General features: G+C 34.9%; 14 protein-coding genes, 1 tRNA gene and 9 pseudogenes. 12 read left to right on the forward strand and 12 right to left on the reverse strand.

All coding sequences use genetic code 11. The features are described 5' to 3' along the window. Nucleotides 1–33: 33 nt before the first annotated feature. From EGX70_RS05330 to EGX70_RS05355, 6 genes and pseudogenes are all read right to left on the reverse strand, one after another. Nucleotides 34–2,688, reverse strand: coding sequence for a valine--tRNA ligase (locus tag EGX70_RS05330; RefSeq protein ID WP_000032210.1), 2,655 nt, complete (start codon nt 2,686–2,688; stop codon nt 34–36). Then, on the reverse strand, nt 2,688–3,254 hold the full coding sequence (locus tag EGX70_RS05335) for an AAA family ATPase (protein ID WP_001021309.1): 567 nt from the start codon (nt 3,252–3,254) through the stop codon (nt 2,688–2,690). The genes EGX70_RS05330 and EGX70_RS05335 overlap by 1 nt, the downstream gene beginning before the upstream one ends. Beyond that, the gene (locus tag EGX70_RS05340) at nt 3,251–3,835 is read right to left on the reverse strand and encodes a GNAT family N-acetyltransferase (RefSeq protein ID WP_000590591.1); all 585 of its coding nucleotides are present in this window, start codon (nt 3,833–3,835) and stop codon (nt 3,251–3,253) included. Before EGX70_RS05340 ends, EGX70_RS05335 begins: the two co-directional genes overlap by 4 nt. Nucleotides 3,836–3,932: 97 nt before the next feature. After that, nucleotides 3,933–4,501, reverse strand: a pseudogene (locus EGX70_RS05345) (GNAT family N-acetyltransferase). 268 nt (nt 4,502–4,769) lie between these two features. Further along, nucleotides 4,770–5,081 (reverse strand): hypothetical protein, encoded by a 312-nt coding sequence (locus tag EGX70_RS05350; RefSeq protein WP_001119101.1) that lies wholly within the window; start codon nt 5,079–5,081, stop codon nt 4,770–4,772. A gap of 108 nt (nt 5,082–5,189) precedes the next feature. Further along, nucleotides 5,190–5,444: a DUF1912 family protein gene (locus tag EGX70_RS05355; protein WP_000119699.1), complete on the reverse strand. Its 255-nt coding sequence runs from the start codon at nt 5,442–5,444 to the stop codon at nt 5,190–5,192. 310 nt (nt 5,445–5,754) lie between these two features. On the opposite strand from EGX70_RS05355, the pseudogene EGX70_RS05360 reads away from it, so the two are divergent. From EGX70_RS05360 to EGX70_RS05365, 3 genes and pseudogenes are all read left to right on the forward strand, one after another. Next, nucleotides 5,755–6,412, forward strand: a pseudogene (locus EGX70_RS05360) (class I SAM-dependent methyltransferase); the annotation flags it as partial. Continuing rightward, nucleotides 6,395–6,589, forward strand: a complete 195-nt coding sequence (locus tag EGX70_RS11205; RefSeq protein WP_223297776.1) for a methyltransferase — start codon at nt 6,395–6,397, stop codon at nt 6,587–6,589. The pseudogene EGX70_RS05360 and the gene EGX70_RS11205, both read left to right, overlap by 18 nt. A gap of 70 nt (nt 6,590–6,659) precedes the next feature. Further along, nucleotides 6,660–6,730 (forward strand) — tRNA-Thr (locus tag EGX70_RS05365). Nucleotides 6,731–6,805: 75 nt separating this feature from the next. Here the strand turns inward: EGX70_RS05365 and EGX70_RS05370 are convergent. Further along, nucleotides 6,806–7,336 carry a tyrosine-type recombinase/integrase gene (locus EGX70_RS05370; protein WP_079255217.1) on the reverse strand — a complete coding sequence of 177 codons (531 nt, stop codon included), beginning with the start codon at nt 7,334–7,336 and terminating at the stop codon, nt 6,806–6,808. On the opposite strand from EGX70_RS05370, the pseudogene EGX70_RS11295 reads away from it, so the two are divergent. Continuing rightward, a pseudogene (locus EGX70_RS11295) lies at nt 7,261–7,503 on the forward strand (hypothetical protein); the annotation flags it as partial. The gene EGX70_RS05370 and the pseudogene EGX70_RS11295 sit on opposite strands and share 76 nt — an antisense overlap. Nucleotides 7,504–7,815: 312 nt before the next feature. On the opposite strand, the gene EGX70_RS05380 reads toward EGX70_RS11295, so the two are convergent. The 3 genes and pseudogenes from EGX70_RS05380 to EGX70_RS05390 form a co-directional block, all read right to left on the reverse strand. Further along, nucleotides 7,816–8,187 (reverse strand): hypothetical protein, encoded by a 372-nt coding sequence (locus EGX70_RS05380; protein WP_000727987.1) that lies wholly within the window; start codon nt 8,185–8,187, stop codon nt 7,816–7,818. Between the two features lie 2 nt (nt 8,188–8,189). Further along, a pseudogene (locus tag EGX70_RS11300) lies at nt 8,190–8,528 on the reverse strand (hypothetical protein). Beyond that, nucleotides 8,525–8,818, reverse strand: coding sequence for a type II toxin-antitoxin system RelB/DinJ family antitoxin (locus tag EGX70_RS05390; protein WP_000108711.1), 294 nt, complete (start codon nt 8,816–8,818; stop codon nt 8,525–8,527). Before EGX70_RS05390 ends, EGX70_RS11300 begins: the two are co-directional and overlap by 4 nt. Nucleotides 8,819–8,874: 56 nt before the next feature. Between EGX70_RS05390 and EGX70_RS05395 the strand changes: the two are divergent. Then, nucleotides 8,875–9,024 (forward strand): annotated as a pseudogene (locus tag EGX70_RS05395) (IS256 family transposase); the annotation flags it as partial. Nucleotides 9,025–9,529: 505 nt separating this feature from the next. Here EGX70_RS05395 and EGX70_RS05400 read toward each other — a convergent pair. Next, a pseudogene (locus EGX70_RS05400) lies at nt 9,530–11,889 on the reverse strand (alpha-like surface protein). Between the two features lie 239 nt (nt 11,890–12,128). Between EGX70_RS05400 and EGX70_RS05405 the strand changes: the two are divergent. Beyond that, entirely contained in the window at nt 12,129–13,322 is a 1,194-nt protein-coding gene (locus tag EGX70_RS05405) for a YSIRK-targeted surface antigen transcriptional regulator (RefSeq protein WP_000567306.1), read from the forward strand. A gap of 194 nt (nt 13,323–13,516) precedes the next feature. On the opposite strand, the gene EGX70_RS05410 is transcribed toward EGX70_RS05405, so the two are convergent. Next, nucleotides 13,517–14,041: a TetR/AcrR family transcriptional regulator gene (locus EGX70_RS05410; RefSeq protein WP_000237802.1), complete on the reverse strand. Its 525-nt coding sequence runs from the start codon at nt 14,039–14,041 to the stop codon at nt 13,517–13,519. A 131-nt stretch (nt 14,042–14,172) separates the two neighbouring features. On the opposite strand from EGX70_RS05410, the gene EGX70_RS05415 reads away from it, so the two are divergent. From EGX70_RS05415 to EGX70_RS05445, 6 genes and pseudogenes are all read left to right on the forward strand, one after another. After that, nucleotides 14,173–15,036, forward strand: coding sequence for a cation diffusion facilitator family transporter (locus tag EGX70_RS05415; protein WP_000203282.1), 864 nt, complete (start codon nt 14,173–14,175; stop codon nt 15,034–15,036). Nucleotides 15,037–15,120: 84 nt separating this feature from the next. Beyond that, nucleotides 15,121–15,975: an aldo/keto reductase gene (locus EGX70_RS05420; RefSeq protein WP_000132675.1), complete on the forward strand. Its 855-nt coding sequence runs from the start codon at nt 15,121–15,123 to the stop codon at nt 15,973–15,975. A 109-nt stretch (nt 15,976–16,084) separates the two neighbouring features. Further along, nucleotides 16,085–17,112, forward strand: a pseudogene (locus EGX70_RS05425) (zinc-dependent alcohol dehydrogenase family protein). A 15-nt stretch (nt 17,113–17,127) separates the two neighbouring features. Beyond that, a complete protein-coding gene (gene nmlR / locus EGX70_RS05430) occupies nt 17,128–17,517 on the forward strand; it encodes a stress response transcriptional regulator NmlR (protein ID WP_001873959.1) in 390 nt (129 codons plus the stop codon). Nucleotides 17,518–17,526: 9 nt separating this feature from the next. Next, nucleotides 17,527–17,923, forward strand: a pseudogene (locus tag EGX70_RS11215) (cupin domain-containing protein). A gap of 27 nt (nt 17,924–17,950) precedes the next feature. After that, nucleotides 17,951–18,268, forward strand: a pseudogene (locus EGX70_RS05445) (carboxymuconolactone decarboxylase family protein). Nucleotides 18,269–18,325 lie beyond the last annotated feature (57 nt).

Raw genomic sequence — 18,325 nt, forward strand, 5'->3', positions numbered from 1 at the left:
CTATACTAAAAATACAGCCTCTCGGCTGCATTCTCAATCATTATTTAATTTTTTCATCTCTTCAATACGTGCTATAGTTGCGTCGTATTTAGTTTGGTAGTCGGTCTGTTTGTCTTTTTCTTTTTGGACGACTTCTGGTTTAGCGTTAGCTACAAAGCGCTCGTTGCTGAGTTTTTTGCCGACCATATTTAGTTCTTTTTGCCATTTAGCAAGTTCTTTTTCAAGTCGTGCCAACTCTTCTTCAACGTTAAGGAGGTCAGCAAGTGGGAGGAAAATTTCTGCACCTGTGATAATGCTAGTCATGGCAAGTTCTGGGGCAGTAATCGCTGAGCTGATTTCAAGCGTCTCTGGGTTTGTGAAGCGTTTGATGTAGTTACTATTGTCTTTGAAGAAGCTTTCGAGTTCGCTGTCACTTGTCTTAACCAAGATAGTGATTGGTTTAGATGGAGCAACATTGACCTCTGCTCTGCTATTTCGCACTGAACGAATCAAATCTTTCAAGCTTTCAACGCCTTTGTGAGCTGTCTGATTTTCAAATGTCGCGTTAACTTGTGGATAACTTGCAAGGACAATTGATCCTTCTGCGTATTGTCCAAAAATTTCTTCTGTCACAAATGGCATGATTGGATGAAGAAGACGCAAGATTTGATCTAAGGTATAAAGAAGAACAGAACGTGTAACAACTTTCTCCTCTTCATTGTCACTATAAAGAACCTCTTTTGTTAACTCAACGTACCAATTAGCAAATTCTTCCCAGATAAAGTTGTAAAGGATGTGACCAGCAACACCAAATTCAAACTTGTCAAAGTTTTCAGTAACTTTACCCACAGTCTCATTTAAATTGTGGAGAATCCAACGGTCTGTTACATTTCCAACTTGACTATTAACAACTTTTTCCACATTTTCTCTGGCTTGATCCAACGTTAAACCTTCGTTATTCATAAGGATATAGCGTGAAATGTTCCAAATCTTATTAATGAAATTCCACGAAGCATCCATTTTTTCGTATGAAAAACGCACATCTTGACCAGGGGCTGAACCATTTGAGAGGAACCAACGAAGGGCATCCGCACCATATTTCTCAATGACATCCATCGGATCAATCCCGTTGCCAAGTGATTTAGACATTTTACGTCCTTCTTCATCACGGATGAGTCCATGAATAAGAACATTTGAGAATGGTTGGCGTCCTGTAAATTCAAGAGATTGGAAAATCATGCGCGATACCCAGAAGAAGATGATATCGTATCCAGTTACCAAGGTTGATGTTGGGAAGTAGCGTTTGAAGTCAGCTGCTTCGGTGTCTGGCCATCCCATTGTTGAAAACGGCCATAAAGCAGAACTAAACCATGTGTCTAGAACGTCTTCATCCTGTGTCCATCCGTCACCCTCTGGGGCATCTTCTCCAACATACATCTCACCATTGACGTTGTACCATGCAGGAATTTGGTGTCCCCACCATAATTGACGAGAGATAACCCAGTCATGGACATTTTCCATCCAACTCATAAAAGTATCGTTAAATCGTGGTGGATAAAACTCTACCTTATCTTCTGTATCTTGGTTGGCAATGGCATTCTTAGCCAATTGATCCATCTTGACGAACCATTGAGTAGATAAACGTGGTTCAACCACAACGCCTGTTCGTTCTGAATGACCAACAGAATGAGTCATTTTTTCAATTTTTACTAAGTTTCCTAACGATTCTAATTTAGCGACTACTGCCTTACGAGCTTCGAAACGATCCATACCATTAAATTCATCCGCAAGTTCATTCATAGTACCATCATCGTTCATAACGTTAACTTGTGGTAAGTTGTGGCGTTGACCTACAGCAAAGTCATTAGGGTCGTGAGCCGGCGTAATCTTAACCACACCTGTTCCAAATTCTGGATCAGCGTGTTCATCAGCGATGATTGGAATAGGTTTATTGATGATAGGAAGGATAACATTTTGGCCAATCAAATCTTTGTAACGTGGATCTTCTGGATTTACCGCTACAGCCACATCTCCAAACATAGTCTCAGGACGAGTTGTTGCTACTTCTAGGGCGCGTGAGCCATCTTCCAGCATATAATTCATATGATAGAAAGCACCCTCAACATCCTTGTGAATAACTTCAATATCTGAAAGGGCTGTACGAGCTGCTGGATCCCAATTAATGATGAACTCCCCACGATAGATCCAACCTTTATTGTACAAATCAACAAAGACTTTTCTTACCGCTTTTGAAAGTCCCTCATCAAGGGTAAAACGCTCACGACTATAATCAACCGAAAGACCCATTTTCCCCCACTGAGATTTAATAGTTGCTGCATACTCGTCTTTCCATTCCCAAACTTTATCTAGGAATTTTTCACGACCAAGATCATAACGTGAAATACCTTGCTCACGAAGGCGCTCCTCAACCTTAGCTTGAGTAGCTATACCAGCGTGGTCCATACCTGGAAGCCAGAGTGTATCAAAGCCCTGCATACGCTTTTGACGAATAATGATATCTTGTAGAGTTGTATCCCAAGCGTGACCCAAGTGCAATTTACCCGTAACGTTTGGTGGTGGAATCACGATAGAATAAGGCTTAGCCTCAGTATCCCCTGATGGCTTGAAAACATCTTGGTCAAGCCAAGTTTGATAACGGCCTTCCTCAACCTCGGCAGGATTGTATTTTGGTGATAGTTCTTTTGACATTAGTTTTTCTCCTTGATTTGGTTTATTTTTTGAATAATAAGATATGCTGTTTCAGTAGCAGTTAAACAAGTATTATTGATTTTATGATAATATGTAAGTGCTTCTGGGGCTACTTCAGGATTAAAGATAGCGTAATCCATGGTTGAACAAATATCGTTCTCTGACCATTTGATATCACGTTTTGAAGGCTTATGCTTGAGGCGATTTTCTGTGCGATTCCGTTTGAGACGCTCACTTAGCTCTGTTTCTAATTCTACAAATAATACCTCTTGGTTGTGAGATTGAAAAACTGTTTGAATCTTTTCTAGAAATACTACATCTCTTGAATCATTGAAATCAATTACAATAGTAAAAATCATTTCTTGACCAGTCTTAGCAAACGTTTCAAAAAATTTAAAGCGAATAGACTCCGTTAGAGCAATACTATCTGGAGACCATGGCATGAAGCGTAAAACAAAATCTATAGAATCATGGTTATGGAATAAGGTCATGCCTGTCTGTTTTGCGATTTCCTGACCAATTGTCATTTTCCCAGAAGCTTGTGCTCCGATGATAATAATATTCATCTTCTTTGTTTCTCCCACTCGCTTCGCAGTAAACCAAAGCGCATATCGCCACAACGTTGCCCCTGGGCATCTCTTCGATCACGAATATTAGCCTCTAAAGTAAAACCTAATTTGCGCGCAACCGCCTGACTTTGCTTATTATAGTCATAGCATCCCAGCTCAATCTTATGTAGTCCTAGCAGTGTGAAACCTATCTCCACAAGGGCTGAAGCTGCTTCTGGCACAATGCCTTGTCCCCAATAATCAGGGTGGAGCAGGTAGCCAATTTCAAAAATGTCGTCTTCGTGGCGATGGTTAAAATCTACTGAACCAATTACCTTATCATCGCCTTTTAGAGTAATAGCATAACCAGAGGGTAACTTTTCTTTTTCAAGATTAGTTGGATAAATCTCTTGAATATAGGTTATCTCTTCTTCCAAGCTTTTAACAGCCGGAAAACCTGCTGGATAACTCACCTCATCAAGTTTGACAAATTCAAATATCTCCTTAGCATCTTCTAACTTGCGTTGACGCAACAACAGACGATTCGTTTCCACAACAGGTAGCTGGTTATCTACGATTTCTCCAAGTATCTTAATCATTTGTCTCCTCCATATCTACGATATTATTGATGACTTAGCTAAGTGCCCTGTACAGCCAAATTAGTCTATCTAGTAACTTCTATGAAAAGTAGAATAATTACTCCCACTCACTCCTCAGCAAACCATATATCAAATTGACACAGCGATTGCCTTGATTATCCTTACGAGCACGAATGGTAGCTTCAAGGGTGAATCCTAGTTTTTCTGCCACGCGCCGGCTTTGCTTATTGTAATCATAGCAGCGGATTTCGATTTTGTGGAGATTGAGGAGGGTAAAACCGACTTCAATCAAAGCGGCGACAGCTTCTGTCATGTAGCCATGACCCCAGTAGTCAGGATGAAGCAGATAGCAAATCTCGAAAACATCGTCTTCATGGCGATGGTTAAAGGCGCAAGATCCGATAATCCGATCACTTCTTTAACGGTAATACCATAACCAGATGGTAATTTTGCCTTTTCCAGATTTTGATAGTAGCGATTTTCAAAATAATCGTACTCATCTTCTAAAGAAGCTATTGGGCTGAGTCCTGCTGGATAGGCAACCTCTTCCAAGCAAACGTAATCAAACATGGCTGGGACATCCCCCACCGTTCGCTGACGCAAGATAAGCCGATCCGTTTCTAGTTTTGGTAATGCTTTGCCATCGAAATCTTCTAGAATCTGCATATACTTCAATCTCCTCACTCCTAAATACAAAAAATCCCTGTCAATTCTGACAGGGACGAATTTCGTATTACGATTTCCGCGGTACCACCCAAATTCGGATAATAACATCCGCAACTCGTTTTGTTTCAATTATTGGACTTAGCAACAAGCTTTGACATTTGTGCGGATTTCTCAGTATGACCGCTTCCTGTGACAAATGGGATTTCAAAACACCTCTAAGTTAATTTTATTCTAGCAAAATAAGACTACTTTCGCAAGGTGAATCAAATCATTTTGCAAAAACAGCACCATTATCAACTAACTGTTTAATAGCTGCTGGACCAATACCTTTTAGTGCTAAAACATCTGCTTCACTTACTTTCGCAAACGCTTCAAGGCTGACAAGGCCAGCTTCTTTTAAAACATCTTGTTTATTAGCAGTTAAACCTTCTAAAAGATCGACTACCTTTGGCGCTTCAGGAGCCTTTTTTTTCGGTGATGCGACTTCTTGTAAAGTTTGAGATAGTCGAACATCCTTCCAATTGATCCCTTTAGCTTTCAAAAGCTCTCTTTTTTTATTCGGTTTAATACGCTTTGCCATTGTATAATGCTTTCTCCTCATTTATGAAATCTATCATAGTATCTAAAAACTACTATAACAATGTATCATAGAAATGCCTATTTGACAAGCTTTCTAGCGATAAACCTTTTAATAATGACGTTGTCCAAAAAGACCATCAGGCAAATCATGGAAAGATTTTTGGTTATGATAGTTATTAAATTTCCCTTGCAAAAAGCGATAAGCGTCTAACTTACTCTCATAACGAATATACGCATCTGCTGCTCGCTCATCCTTATCTTCCTCTAAAACTTTCTTTGCACTGTCCATTGCCATTTGGTTGATACTTATTTGCGATTGTAACCACTCTTCAAAGTCTTTTAAAAATTCTTGTTCGTATGACATGATATTCCTCTTTTTTAGTTTTTTTCATTATAACATATAAATTAAATACTCAAAAAATCATTATATCAAAAATAAATTATGATTTTTCTGACAGATATAAAAACAACTAGTTTTATCTAAGGAAGACCTTTTGAGATGTATGGTTCTCTATGCCATTCTAGTTTTGGCATCACACCCCTAGTTAAAAGAAAACGCTCTCTAAAATTCATCACTTATACCATTCAATCACTATTACTCCTTGTTATCTTAGCACCTATGTGTTATAGTTAAGAAAAAATGATATTACTATTAAAAGAAAGAGGTGATCTTATTGTCACATAAAGAAATTGGACATCAATTCTTAGCACGACTAGGAAAAAACGCTTAAGACCAGGAGGTGTCCAAGCAACGAATTGGCTTATCAAAAAAGGACACTTTAGTGCTGACAGTCGTGTTCTAGAAGTAGCTTGTAATCAATGTACCAGTTCCATCGACATCGCTAAAGCATTTTCCTGTCACATTACAGCGCTTGATCTAGATAGTAAAGTAATAGAAAAGGCCAAAGAACATATCAAAAAGGCCCAATTAGAAGAATTTATTGAAGTTATTCGGGGAAATGAACTCAGACTGCCCTTTCCTGATAATAGTTTATCGTTATCAACGAAGCAATGTTAACGATGCTTAACAATTCAGCTAAGGAGAAGGTCATAAAAGAGTACTTACGTGTCCTAAAACCTGGTGGACGTTTACTCACACATGATGTTTCTTATCAAGATGAAGACACTGCCAATCTGATCGATCAACTTAGACATACTATAAATGTTAACGTTGCTCCTCTAAAAATAGATGATTGGAAAAATTTATTCTTACAAAATGGTTTTTCAAGTTCAGAATATCAATTTGGAAAAATGAGTCTCATGTCCCCATTAGGAATGATTAAAGATGAAGGTTTATTCAATACCATTAAAATCATCAGCCGAGGACTGAAAAATGAACGATGCCCTCATCCAAAATTAATAAATGTTTTGGAAGGAAAACTTGAAATTATCCTTGGTGTTCAGAAACATATCCTTGAAAAAGATAGCCTTATTAGCCTCTCTCCAGAAGAAACACACCATTTAAGAGCTATTGAAAATAGTAAATTTCTCCAAATAGAATTAGACTAAAAAAACGACTATTTTTCTAAGTAAAGAAATACTTGATTTCGTCAAAATCTTATAGTATCATAGAAAAGTAGCCGCTATAGTTAAATGGTATAATAGAGCAATGGTAATGCTCAGTTCCGAGTTCAATTCTCGGTGGTGGCAGAAAATATATGAGTGAAACCTTATTATAATAGGGTTTCTTTTATTTTTGTTCTTAATTTGTTCTTGATAGTCATTTTAAAAACTACCTTTATTATTAAGAATTTTTAAAAGCTGATTATTTTCCTTTTCTTCCACTTCCAGAAGCAAATGACCATATCTTTCTATTAATTGTTTGATATCTTTATGCCCCATTAATTTTGCAACCGCCCAAATATCTACTCCGTTAGCCAACAAATAACTTCCATAAGTATGTCTAGCACCTGTTGATGACATCTTAGATTCTATTTCTAATTTTTCCAATGAGCTTGCCAAGAATTTGTTAACAGCATCATTTGATATCATACCAAACCTATAGTCATAAAAAATCAATTGATCTGTATTTTTTATATGCAAACCTTTCAGCATTCTTTCTTGTTGAAATTTTAGTTCAAGCAATAACTCTTTTAAATCATGACTTACTGAAACTCTCCTTATTGAAGTCCTTGTTTTAGGCTTTGTAAAGTCATTTTTTATTGAAGAATATCTTCGATATGTATAAATACTATTTCTTTCAAAATCAATATCATCCCAAGTTACTCTATAAAATTGTTTACGAAAATAAACTATTCAAAGAAATAACCATTGATTTAGAAATTTCAAAGGAATGTTTAGAAATACGACTTTTCCATCTACTTAAAGATTATTCCAATTTGAACAATAAAGAAATAAGTACGATCGTTAGTAACTTTCAAAGAAATAAAAATCAAACCATGAATTTAGCTCTTTATGATATCAAACATAATATTATTTCTGAATACGAGCAAATAACTCCAAATAATCTGGAAAAAGCAACTCATCAATTAAATAAAAGCTATCTCATTTCCTCGCTTGATTTCATTGAATTAACAGATAACACTTTCCAAGAAAAACTAAGACAGAGTAACCCCATCTTCTTTTTGGTTCTTACTTTGATTTCGGTAAAAATACTTTTTATTGCTGGGATACAAATTATTTAACTAAAAATTAGGTGCTAAGTAAAATTAAGACTTTGCATTTTGAAGTTCATTTTTTAAATAAAAAAATAAGTTAGGAAAATAGTCCTAACTTTATTCTTTATCTCTTAATGCTTTTTCTAAAGCCTTGCTACCTTCTTTATAATATGTCTCCTTACCAGAAGCATTATAATAAAAGTTTCCTAAATCAACATTCAATTTACCATCACTTTTAACATCATATAAAACAGTATACTTAGCAGACCCACCTTTAAGTACAAAACTTTTACTTTTAGTATCAATATTAGTTACTACAAAGTTTCCTTCATTATGATAAATTCCTGATTCATCATTAATTTCTAAAACTAACGTTTTTTCACCATCATATACTTTATAATACTTTACATTTAACGAATTAGTCGAACAAGCAACTAAAAATACTGTAGATATAGCTAAAATCATCAATCCTAATAATTTCTTTTTCATAACTAAACTTCCTTTGCTATGAGAAAATCTTTTAACCTCTCAACATCTCTATCGCTTAACTTACCTATAATTTTAATATTGAACCCTTTATTCTCAACATCATAATATTGAATAGTATCTATCCAAGAACGCCTATTTAAATTTGCTTTTGCCTAATCAATAACTTCTAAATACTGACTTCTTATATTGTCAGACTTATTTTCATATTTAGTAGTAAATCTTAAAGTTTTTATTACTTCATCATTAAATTTGACTACTACAGCAGGACGAACCTTTGAACCTGTACCATCAGAATATTCAATACGTGAAACTAATACAGAATATACCTCAATATCACTCATTTAAAATATTCCTCATATTCTGAAAAATCTTCATCTCCAAAAAACGCATTTACACTTTCTGGATCACTAGCCTTAACTCGTATTCCTTTTAATTTTGTTTCTACCAAATTTTGAAATTCTTCATCAGAAACAGATGATTGATTTTTTATTTCAAAAGGAATACTTTGAGTTTTAACAGACTGAATCAAAAACATTTTTACTGCTGTACTCATATCCAACCCTAAGGATTGAAAAAGTTCTGTAGCATCATCTTTTAATTGATCATCTACTCTTACTGCTACTGTTGACATAATATCACCTCAAATCATTTTTGTATAACCATTGTATCACTAACTGCAATACAACGCAAACAAAAAAGGAAATCGTATTTCCCAGTGAAGAGACCCTAGAACACTGTCTAGTCACACTATTTAATGATTACAACTTCAAGCAAGAACAACGAGTCCACAAAGGTTTTTGTCATTGTACAGACACACTTGAAAGCCTATTTGATTAACAATCCCAGCTTTGCCAGTGTGTTTACACAACATTATTGACACACTCCTTTTATTTTTATAAATTCCCCTTAAATACATTTAATTACTTGAAAAGACAAACAGTCATTTTAGAAAATTTTGCATCTAACCTTACATTTGATTACACCTAAAAATTTTAAATCAACAAAAGAGAGCCTAGGATTAACATCTTAGGCTCTAATGATACACTTCATTTACAAATTTCAACTAAATAGGATCATTTCTTCAGTTTTATAGTAAGCGTCCAATAACAAGGTATATTGGATGCTTACGGAATAGGGAAGAAAATGGAAGATACCTCGTTATTGGACGCTTACACAAAATCAAAAGCCTATCGAAATTAATAATCTCGATAGGCTTTTTCAAGAATTAAACTCGAAAAATTGAAACACATTAATTAAGTTTGTTGGAGAGAGATACATAACTTTATTAATGTGTTCACACCAATAAATGGTGAAATGTTTAGTGACATTTTAGGTCAAAAGATTAATCCTCTTTTTTCTTAGAAACAGATAATAAACCAACTGATGATATAATTGTCAAAGCTGCAACATTAAAGAATGGAGTTGCATTCTCACCTGTTGCTGGTAGTTTATTTCCTTTACCATTGACTTGCTGATCTTTACCTGCTGGATCATTCTTATCGGCATCTGTACGTGGATCGACAACCTTAACAGTCACATCTACAGTATCTTTTGAACCATCTGGGTAAGTCACAACAACTTTTGCTGGTTTGTCTCCCGGTGTTGCCGTATCAACTGGAGTTTCAAAGGCTACTGTTGTACCTTTCGGAAGATCTGGTAAGTTACCAATAGAATCTTCTGCCTTCGGTGTTTCTCCTACTTTGACTTGCTGATCTTTACCTGCTGGATCATTCTTATCGGCATCTGTACGTGGATCGACAACCTTAACAGTCACATCTACAGTATCTTTTGAACCATCTGGGTAAGTCACAACAACTTTGCTGGTTTGTCTCCCGGTGTTGCCGTATCAACTGGAGTTTCAAAGGCTACTGTTGTACCTTTCGGAAGATCTGATAAGTTACCAATAGAATCTTCTGCCTTCGGTGTTTCTCCTACTTTGACTTGCTGATCTTTACCTGCTGGATCATTCTTATCGGCATCTGTACGTGGATCGACAACCTTAACAGTCACATCTACAGTATCTTTTGAACCATCTGGGTAAGTCACAACAACTTTTGCTGGTTTGTCTCCCGGTGTTGCCGTATCAACTGGAGTTTCAAAGGCTACTGTTGTACCTTTCGGAAGATCTGATAAGTTACCAATAGAATCTTCTGCCTTCGGTGTTTCTCCTACTTTGACTTGCTGATCTTTACCTGCTGGATCATTCTTATCGGCATCTGTACGTGGATCGACAACCTTAACAGTCACATCTACAGTATCTTTTGAACCATCTGGGTAAGTCACAACAACTTTTGCTGGTTTGTCTCCCGGTGTTGCCGTATCAACTGGAGTTTCAAAGGCTACTGTTGTACCTTTCGGAAGATCTGATAAGTTACCAATAGAATCTTCTGCCTTCGGTGTTTCTCCTACTTTGACCGTTTGGTCCTTACCTTTTGGTTCGTTGCTATCCTTAAGCGGAAGAACATTGATGGTAACTGTCTTAGGTTCTGCTTGATTACCTGCTTTATCTTTTGCAGTAAAGGTAATTGCGCCCTTATCTGCTAAAGTAGCTTTCATAATTGTCACTTCCATGACTTTCTTATTAGATTCTTTAGTAAGATACTTAATTTTAACACGAGCTCCAATGATATCATTTTCATACTTAGCTTTAAGATCATCTAAACCTAGTTCAACTTCATTTTCGTCTTCAACTGTAACCGTAAAGGTAATATCTTCATCCACTTTAACAGTCTGTTGCTCTGGAGTGACGGTTAATGTTGGAGCTGTATTATCAGTTTTTTTCGATGTAACGGTTACTTTAACATTCACATCATCAACAGTACCATCTGGATAGTGAACTTCAACAATTCCGTCTTTTTCACCTGATGTTGAGGTGTCTGGTTTATGACCATTTTTCCAGTTATACGTTGAATTTGATGGCAATTCATCTGTATTTGCAATGCTATCTTTTGCATCTAATTCCGCGTGTTGTTCAACAGTCCTATGCTTAGCCTCTGGCGAATACTTAATTTTATCTGGTAGCGATACAACTAACAATTTCTCTATTTCATTGACTTCATTAATTTTATTATCAATATCTATTTGTGTTTTTGGATTATTATCAATATCTTTTTTTAATTTTTCTAATCCAGTTAAGACTTCATCACGACTCCCATCACTCCACTTAGGATCATTTGCATTATTTATTACTTCATCTATCCTATTTCTTAAAGCTGTAGAATCATATATAGTTAAATTCACACTAACTATATCAATTTGTCCATCAGCTTTTTTATGTGGATTTCCAGTTTCATCAAGTATATTAAAAGTAATAGTTGCTGAACCAGTTGTTGTAATTTCACTCGGATTACTATAATATTTAGCACCTTGTTTGATATAATAATTTGCTGAATAGCTTGATGGATTTAATACAATGAGGTTTTGAGGATCGATCAATCCATTCTTTACATCATATAAATCTATGTAAGCATTTCCGTTTTGTATATTTTTAGTGATGCTTGTATTTAAGGTCGCTGCACTCCCTGGAATTGTAGATGCAGCAACTATTGACTCTTCAAAAATATTAAGATTACCTTGTGTAACCCCACTCAAAAAACTAAGACCAATTAGTACAGAAGCTGCACCAAACTTGAACTTCTTAATTGAAAACCGTTGTTTCGTCTGTGAAGTATCATAACTGTTATTTTTAGACCTTCTAAACATAATATTCTCCTTTACTCTGTATAACTCTATACAGAGTAAATTATAGGCTTAAACAATAAATATTAGAATATCTATACTTTTTTATCTAATCTAATCTGCTTTTTTTTTTATATATAATTTGACTTTTTCGATTTTTTAAATCATATTTGGTTAAAATACCGACTACCTAATTATTCTGTTGACTTTAAAGAAATCTTCTCTAAAATAGATAACATATTAAATCAAAGGTGGTAACTCATATGATTGATTCTTTATTGTTGAAATCATTACACAGTCTTCTAGGTCTAACTATTACTGTTTGTGATCAAAATTTTTCTGTTATCAGAGAGTATAAATCCGATAAAACTATTTCACTTTTTTACAATCATTACCTTATTTTAAGTAACTTTAGTAAAACTCAACATGATTTTTTATTTCATTATGGCTCTTTAGGAGAACTTTTTCTTGTCCACCATATTCAACAATATTATATTATCATCGGTCCCTGGCGTAGCAATGTTATTGACCCTTTACTTCTTAAGAAAAAGCTGACTGAAACACAAATCAATGCTAGTGAACAAGACTACTTTATTGATAGACTATCCCAATTACCTTTCTTCTCACTTAGTCAAATCCGAGAATTACTAATAGTAACCAATTATTGTCTAACTGGGGTTGTGAAAGATAAATTATCAGAGCCCTTACATTACTACACGAAAGGGTGGAGCAACTCCTTTGATCTAGATAAAATTAAGCAATTTTCTAAACAGAATATGAGTTCTTACAAATATCAGTATCATTTTGAAAATAATATTCTAAAAGCTGTTAAATCAGGTAGTGAATTTCTTTTGAAAGAAACAGTGGAACAATTTAGCAATTCTATCGTACCTATAATCAGTGGAGATGAATTGCGATCTGAAAAAAACTACTCCATCATGATTTATGATCGTCTCTCACAGGCTACCATCCAAGCAGGACTTGATATCGAAACAGCTTATCGAGCACGAGATCGTTTTATAAAAGAAAACGAGTCAACTATAAGTCTAAATGAAGTTTTAAAATTACGTGATACTGCTATCTTATTCTATACTCAACAAGTTCATTCTTTAAAAAAACATCTCGAAACCCCTCATTCTCAAACTATTGTCGCAGTGATTCGATATCTTGAAAATAATCTAAATCGCTTTATTAAAACAGAAGAAATAGCTAAAGAATGTCACATGAGTGAATCGAAGTTACGAAAACTATTTAAGCAAGAAAAACACATCACTATTCAACAATATTTTCTAAACTTAAAAATCGAAGCTGCTAAGCAATTACTAGATGAAAATAAGAAAGTAGAAGAAGTTTCCAATTTACTTGGATTTTCCACTTCTTCTAATTTTTCAAGGACATTTAAAAAAATAGTGGGAATTAGCCCACTAGAATATAAGCAAAAGCCTAAGACAATATAGTAATCGAAAAATATTCATTTTGCTTATGGTGACATCAACAATCCCAAAGAAACTCTTTCATCAAGGGGACTTTTTTATCTCCCGAATTATACTCATTTAATCTAATAACTTCAACTCGCTATATTAGACAATCAATCCATTCATCACCTCTGATAACGCTAATGAAATAAGAGAATCTCCCAACTCTCTATAATTTACCTCTCTACCATAGTTAAATAATATTTTAGTAAATCTTCAACAGTCATTTTCTGTCTTTGATGAAGCCACCACTTTAAGGTCTCGATAAAACTGGATAAAAGAAATTGTTTTAAGAAATCTTCAGGAATGTCCACCTTTGTAATATACTCCTCACGCAATCTAGGGTAAACATCGTGTTCTAATTCACTTCTAAAGCGTAATAAAAAATAGGGATCGTCAGATAATAATAACGTAGCGATACTATCTTGATTTTGTTCAAAATGTTTTAAGATATGAACTAAATACTCTTCAAACGTAACATCTCTACCCTGCTTAAATAAGTGGTGAAAAAGGTCTTCACAGAGCTCCTTGAGTAACACTTCTTTGCTTTCATAGTGAGAGTAAAAAGTTGATCTTCCTACATTTGCAAGTCCGATTACATCTTGAACCGTTATTTTAGAATAATCATTTTCCTGTAGCAAGCTTATAAAAGCATTATAAATCGCTACTTTTGTTTTCTGAATTTGTCTATCTTTTACCATATAGGACACTTTCTAAGTTTTGTTCAGTATTGAACAAGTGTTCTTTTTTGTTTCTAGCAATTCTCTTTTATCTCCTAGATAATAGAAGAAAGAATCACACTACAATACCAGTATAACAAAAGGAGAAAAATATGACATCAAACAAAAAAGTGGCTATCGCTTTTATATTAAATATCAGCTTTTCCGTCCTTGAATTCATCTTTGGAAGTCTATTCTTCTCAGGAGCTATCTTAGCCGATGCTGTTCATGATTTTGGTGATGCAATAGCTATTGGCATCTCAGCTACTTTAGAAAAAAAATCTAAGAAAGATGAAGATACGATATTTTCATTAGGTTATAAACGTTTTAGCCTTTTAGGAGCTCTTATCACAAGTCTAATTCTTATAAGTGGATCTATCTTAGTCATGATAGAAAATATTCCAAAATTGTGGCATCCTACTCCTGTTAATTATCACGGCATGTTTATTCTAGCTGTCATCGCTATTATCATTAATGGTCTAGCTAGTTTTATTCTCCATTCTGGTCAAAGTAAACATGAGGAAATATTAAGCCTTCATTTTTTGGAAGATATTCTAGGGTGGTTAGCTATTATTGTTATATCTCTTATCTTAAATTGGAAACCGTTGTATATCCTTGATCCATTATTATCAGTTGCCATATCTACTTTCATCTTATCTAAAGCACTTCCTAAATTACTATCAACCCTGAAACTTTTTTTAGATGGTGTTCCAGATTCCATAGATTACGCTGCATTACATGATGAACTTAAGGGACTTTCGCAAGTAAGATCTATCAATCAACTCAATATCTGGTCAATGGATGGTATTGATAATCGAGCAATCATTCACTGTTGCTTAAATCAATTGATATCTGAAAAAGATTGTAAAAGAGCTATTCGAACGATTTGCCAACATTATAAGATAAACGATGTTACTGTTGAAATCGATTATTCTTTAAGAGAACATCAAAATCATTGCAAACCATTAAAAAACTAACCTGAGTGTTAGTTTTTTCCTTGACTTGGAGTTAACTCTAAGTGTTAAGATTAGGTCAATACTAATGAAAGAAGGAAAATAAAGATGACAGATACAATGATATTAAATGACAATCATAAAATACCAACTTTAGGTTTAGGTACGTGGATGATAGATAATGATAGGGTAGCTCAAGTTGTTAAAGATGCTATCGAATTAGGCTACCGCCATATTGATACTGCACAAGCATACAACAATGAAAAAGGGGGCGGTGTAGGGATTAAAGAATCTGGTATTACACGTGAATCTTTATTTGTTACGACTAAAATTGCCGCTGAACATAAAGATTATGAAAGTGCTACAAAATCAATTGATCGATCACTAGAAGCTTTAGGGCTTGATTATATTGATTTAATGATTATTCATAGTCCACAGCCTTGGAAGGAATGGCGTGAAACAGATAAACATTTTGACCAAGGAAATTTAGAAGCTTGGAGAGCTTTAGAGGATGCTCAAAAATCTGGTAAGGTAAAATCCATCGGTGTCTCAAACTTTTTAGAAAAAGACTTAGAAAATATCTTAAAAAATGGTTATGTTAAACCTGCTGTCAATCAAATCTTAGCTCACATCGGAAATACACCTTTCGACTTGATTGATTACTGTCAAAGTAAAGGTATTCAAGTTGAAGCTTATTCACCAATTGCACATGGACAAGCATTGAAATCTGATGGTATTCAAAAAATGGCTGAAAAATATGGGGTTAGTGTTGCTCAATTATGTATTCAATATTTACTACAATTAAACCTGATCGTTTTACCAAAGGCTTCTAGTAAAGAACATTTACAGTCTAATCTAGACTTTGACTTTGTAATTAGTGACGAAGATATGTCGATATTAAAATCACTTATGTTTGACGATTATGGGGAATTTTCTAACTTCCCTGTTTTTAGTGGAAAATGAAACCATATGCGGATTTTTACAGATGTTTAATTTTCAAAATTTTTAAGTTTTTCTTGACTTGAAGTTAACTCTAAGAGTTATAATGAAGTTATAGAAAAGAGGTAAGGTTATGAAAGTAGCTACATTTATTGAACCTGGCAAAATGGTTATAACTGATACACCAAAACCAGTCATTGAACAAGAGACAGATGCTGTTATCAAAATTGTTAGAGCCTGTGTTTGTGGTTCAGACTTGTGGTGGTATCGTGGTATTTCAAAACGTGAAAGTGGTTCTTTTGCAGGTCATGAGACTATTGGTATCGTTGAGGAAGTTGGTACTAAAGTAACTGACGTGTCAAAAGGTGATTTTGTTATTGTTCCCTTTACACATGGCTGTGGCCAATGTCCGTCTTGTAAGGCTGGATTTGATGGAAATTGTACAAATCATCAAGCTGAAAAAAATGTAGATACCAAGGTCAATATCTACGTTATACTAATGCAAACTGGGCATTGGTTAAAATTCCTGGTCAACCTTCTGACTATGATAATGAGACACTTAACTCTCTTCTCACCTTATCAGATGTAATGGCAACTGGTTATCATGCTGCAGAAGTTAAAGAAGGTGATACGGTAGTTGTCATGGGAGATGGTGCTGTTGGACTCTGTGGTGTTATTGCTGCTAAAATGTTAGGTGCTAACCGTATCATTGCAATGAGTCGTCACAAAGATAGGCAGGAACTAGCATTGACTTTTGGTGCAACGGATATTGTCGAAGAACGGGGTGACGAAGCCGTTAAACGTGTTTTAGATTTAACCAATCAAGCAGGTGCCGATGCTATTTTAGAATGCGTTGGTACAGAGCAGTCTGTTGATACAGCTACCCAAATTGCTAGGCCTGGTGCTGTCATAGGACGTGTTGGTATCCCACAAAATCCAGACATGAATACCAATAATTTATTCTGGAAAAATATCGGCCTTAGAGGTGGCATTGCTTCTGTAACAACATTTGATAAGTCTGTCCTTTTAGATGCTGTTCTAACTCATAAAATTAACCCAGGCTTAGTTTTTACAAAATCCTTTGTATTAGATGATATTCAAAAGGCTTATGAAGCAATGGATAAACGTGACGCTATCAAATCCTTAGTGATTGTTGACTGAATATCGATGTTAAAAATGCATATCAAAGAAGTTAGTAAAAAGACTGGCATTACGTCAGATACCATTAGGTATTATGAGAGAATTAATCTTATTCCCCCTATTCATCGGAGTGAATCAGGAATTCGTGAGTTCACACAAAACGATATTGATATTTTAGAATTTGTCCGCTATTTTAGAGGCGCAGGTGTTTCCGTTGAAAGTCTCATTGATTATATTCATTTGGTTGAAAAAGGCGATTCCACAATCCCAGCTAGGCTAGAAATTTTAAAAGATAAACGCAACAACCTTGAAGATAGGCTTCAAGGCCTCCAAGAAGCACTTAATCGTCTAAATCACAAAATAGACAATTATCAAAAAGTTCTTGTTCCTAGAGAACAAGAACTTTTTGATCCAACAACGAAATGAGGAAATCTTATGCAAGAAACAACTAAGTCTATCTTTCCTAAGGGTGAAAAAAATCCATATGGTGAATTCTTTATTAGGCAATCCTATCTCGCAGCATTAGCAAAATCTCCAGATGGGAATGTTTCAGTTGGAAATGTAACCTTTGAATCTGGCTGTCGTAATAATTGGCATGTTCATTTGGACGGTTATCAAATCCTCCTCGTTACAGAAGGTTCAGGTTGGTACCAAGAAGAGAATAAAAAAGGCAGTTTCATTAGAACCAGGTAACGTGATTGTAACTGATAAAGGCGTTAAACATTGGCATGGTGCTAAAAAAGATTCTGAATTTGCACATATTGCGATTACAGCTGGTAAGAGTGAGTTTTATGAAGCTGTTAGTGATGAAGAATATTCAAGACTAGGTTAAATTCAAGTAAGGAGGAATCAATCCATTATGAAAGAAAAACAAACAGCCGGACGTCGTCAATTAGAAGAATTTGCACCTGAATTTGCCAGATATAATGATGATATTTTATTTGGTGAGGTTTGGGCAAAAGAGGATCATTTAACAGATAAAACACGTTCTATTATTACTATATCTGCCTTAATTAGCTGAGGAAATCTTGAACAGTTAGAGCATCATCTTCAATTTGCCAAACAAAACGGAGTTACTAAAGAAGAAATTGCTGACATTATCACTCACCTTGCTTTTTATGTTGGATGGCCAAAAGCTTGGTCAGCCTTTAATAAAGCTAAGGAAATTTGGATATAAAATAATAGACATAGCAAGGGAGATACTTTCCCAAAAGCCAAAAAGAAAGATCAACCA

The organism is Streptococcus sp. FDAARGOS_522 (assembly GCF_003812445.1).
Taxonomy (GTDB): domain Bacteria; phylum Bacillota; class Bacilli; order Lactobacillales; family Streptococcaceae; genus Streptococcus; species Streptococcus agalactiae.

Excerpts from the sequence above, each read along its gene's own strand:
- EGX70_RS05380 (WP_000727987.1), bottom strand. The coding sequence starts at position 8,187 with ATGAAAAAGAAATTATTAGGATTGATGATTTTAGCTATATCTACAGTA.
- EGX70_RS05350 (WP_001119101.1), bottom strand. The coding sequence starts at position 5,081 with ATGGCAAAGCGTATTAAACCGAATAAAAAAAGAGAGCTTTTGAAAGCT.
- EGX70_RS05390 (WP_000108711.1), bottom strand. The coding sequence starts at position 8,818 with ATGTCAACAGTAGCAGTAAGAGTAGATGATCAATTAAAAGATGATGCT.
- EGX70_RS05420 (WP_000132675.1), top strand. The coding sequence starts at position 15,121 with ATGACAGATACAATGATATTAAATGACAATCATAAAATACCAACTTTA.
- EGX70_RS05415 (WP_000203282.1), top strand. The coding sequence starts at position 14,173 with ATGACATCAAACAAAAAAGTGGCTATCGCTTTTATATTAAATATCAGC.
- nmlR (WP_001873959.1), top strand. The coding sequence starts at position 17,128 with ATGCATATCAAAGAAGTTAGTAAAAAGACTGGCATTACGTCAGATACC.
- EGX70_RS05340 (WP_000590591.1), bottom strand. The coding sequence starts at position 3,835 with ATGATTAAGATACTTGGAGAAATCGTAGATAACCAGCTACCTGTTGTG.
- EGX70_RS05405 (WP_000567306.1), top strand. The coding sequence starts at position 12,129 with ATGATTGATTCTTTATTGTTGAAATCATTACACAGTCTTCTAGGTCTA.
- EGX70_RS05355 (WP_000119699.1), bottom strand. The coding sequence starts at position 5,444 with ATGTCATACGAACAAGAATTTTTAAAAGACTTTGAAGAGTGGTTACAA.
- EGX70_RS05335 (WP_001021309.1), bottom strand. The coding sequence starts at position 3,254 with ATGAATATTATTATCATCGGAGCACAAGCTTCTGGGAAAATGACAATT.
- EGX70_RS05330 (WP_000032210.1), bottom strand. The coding sequence starts at position 2,688 with ATGTCAAAAGAACTATCACCAAAATACAATCCTGCCGAGGTTGAGGAA.
- EGX70_RS05410 (WP_000237802.1), bottom strand. The coding sequence starts at position 14,041 with ATGGTAAAAGATAGACAAATTCAGAAAACAAAAGTAGCGATTTATAAT.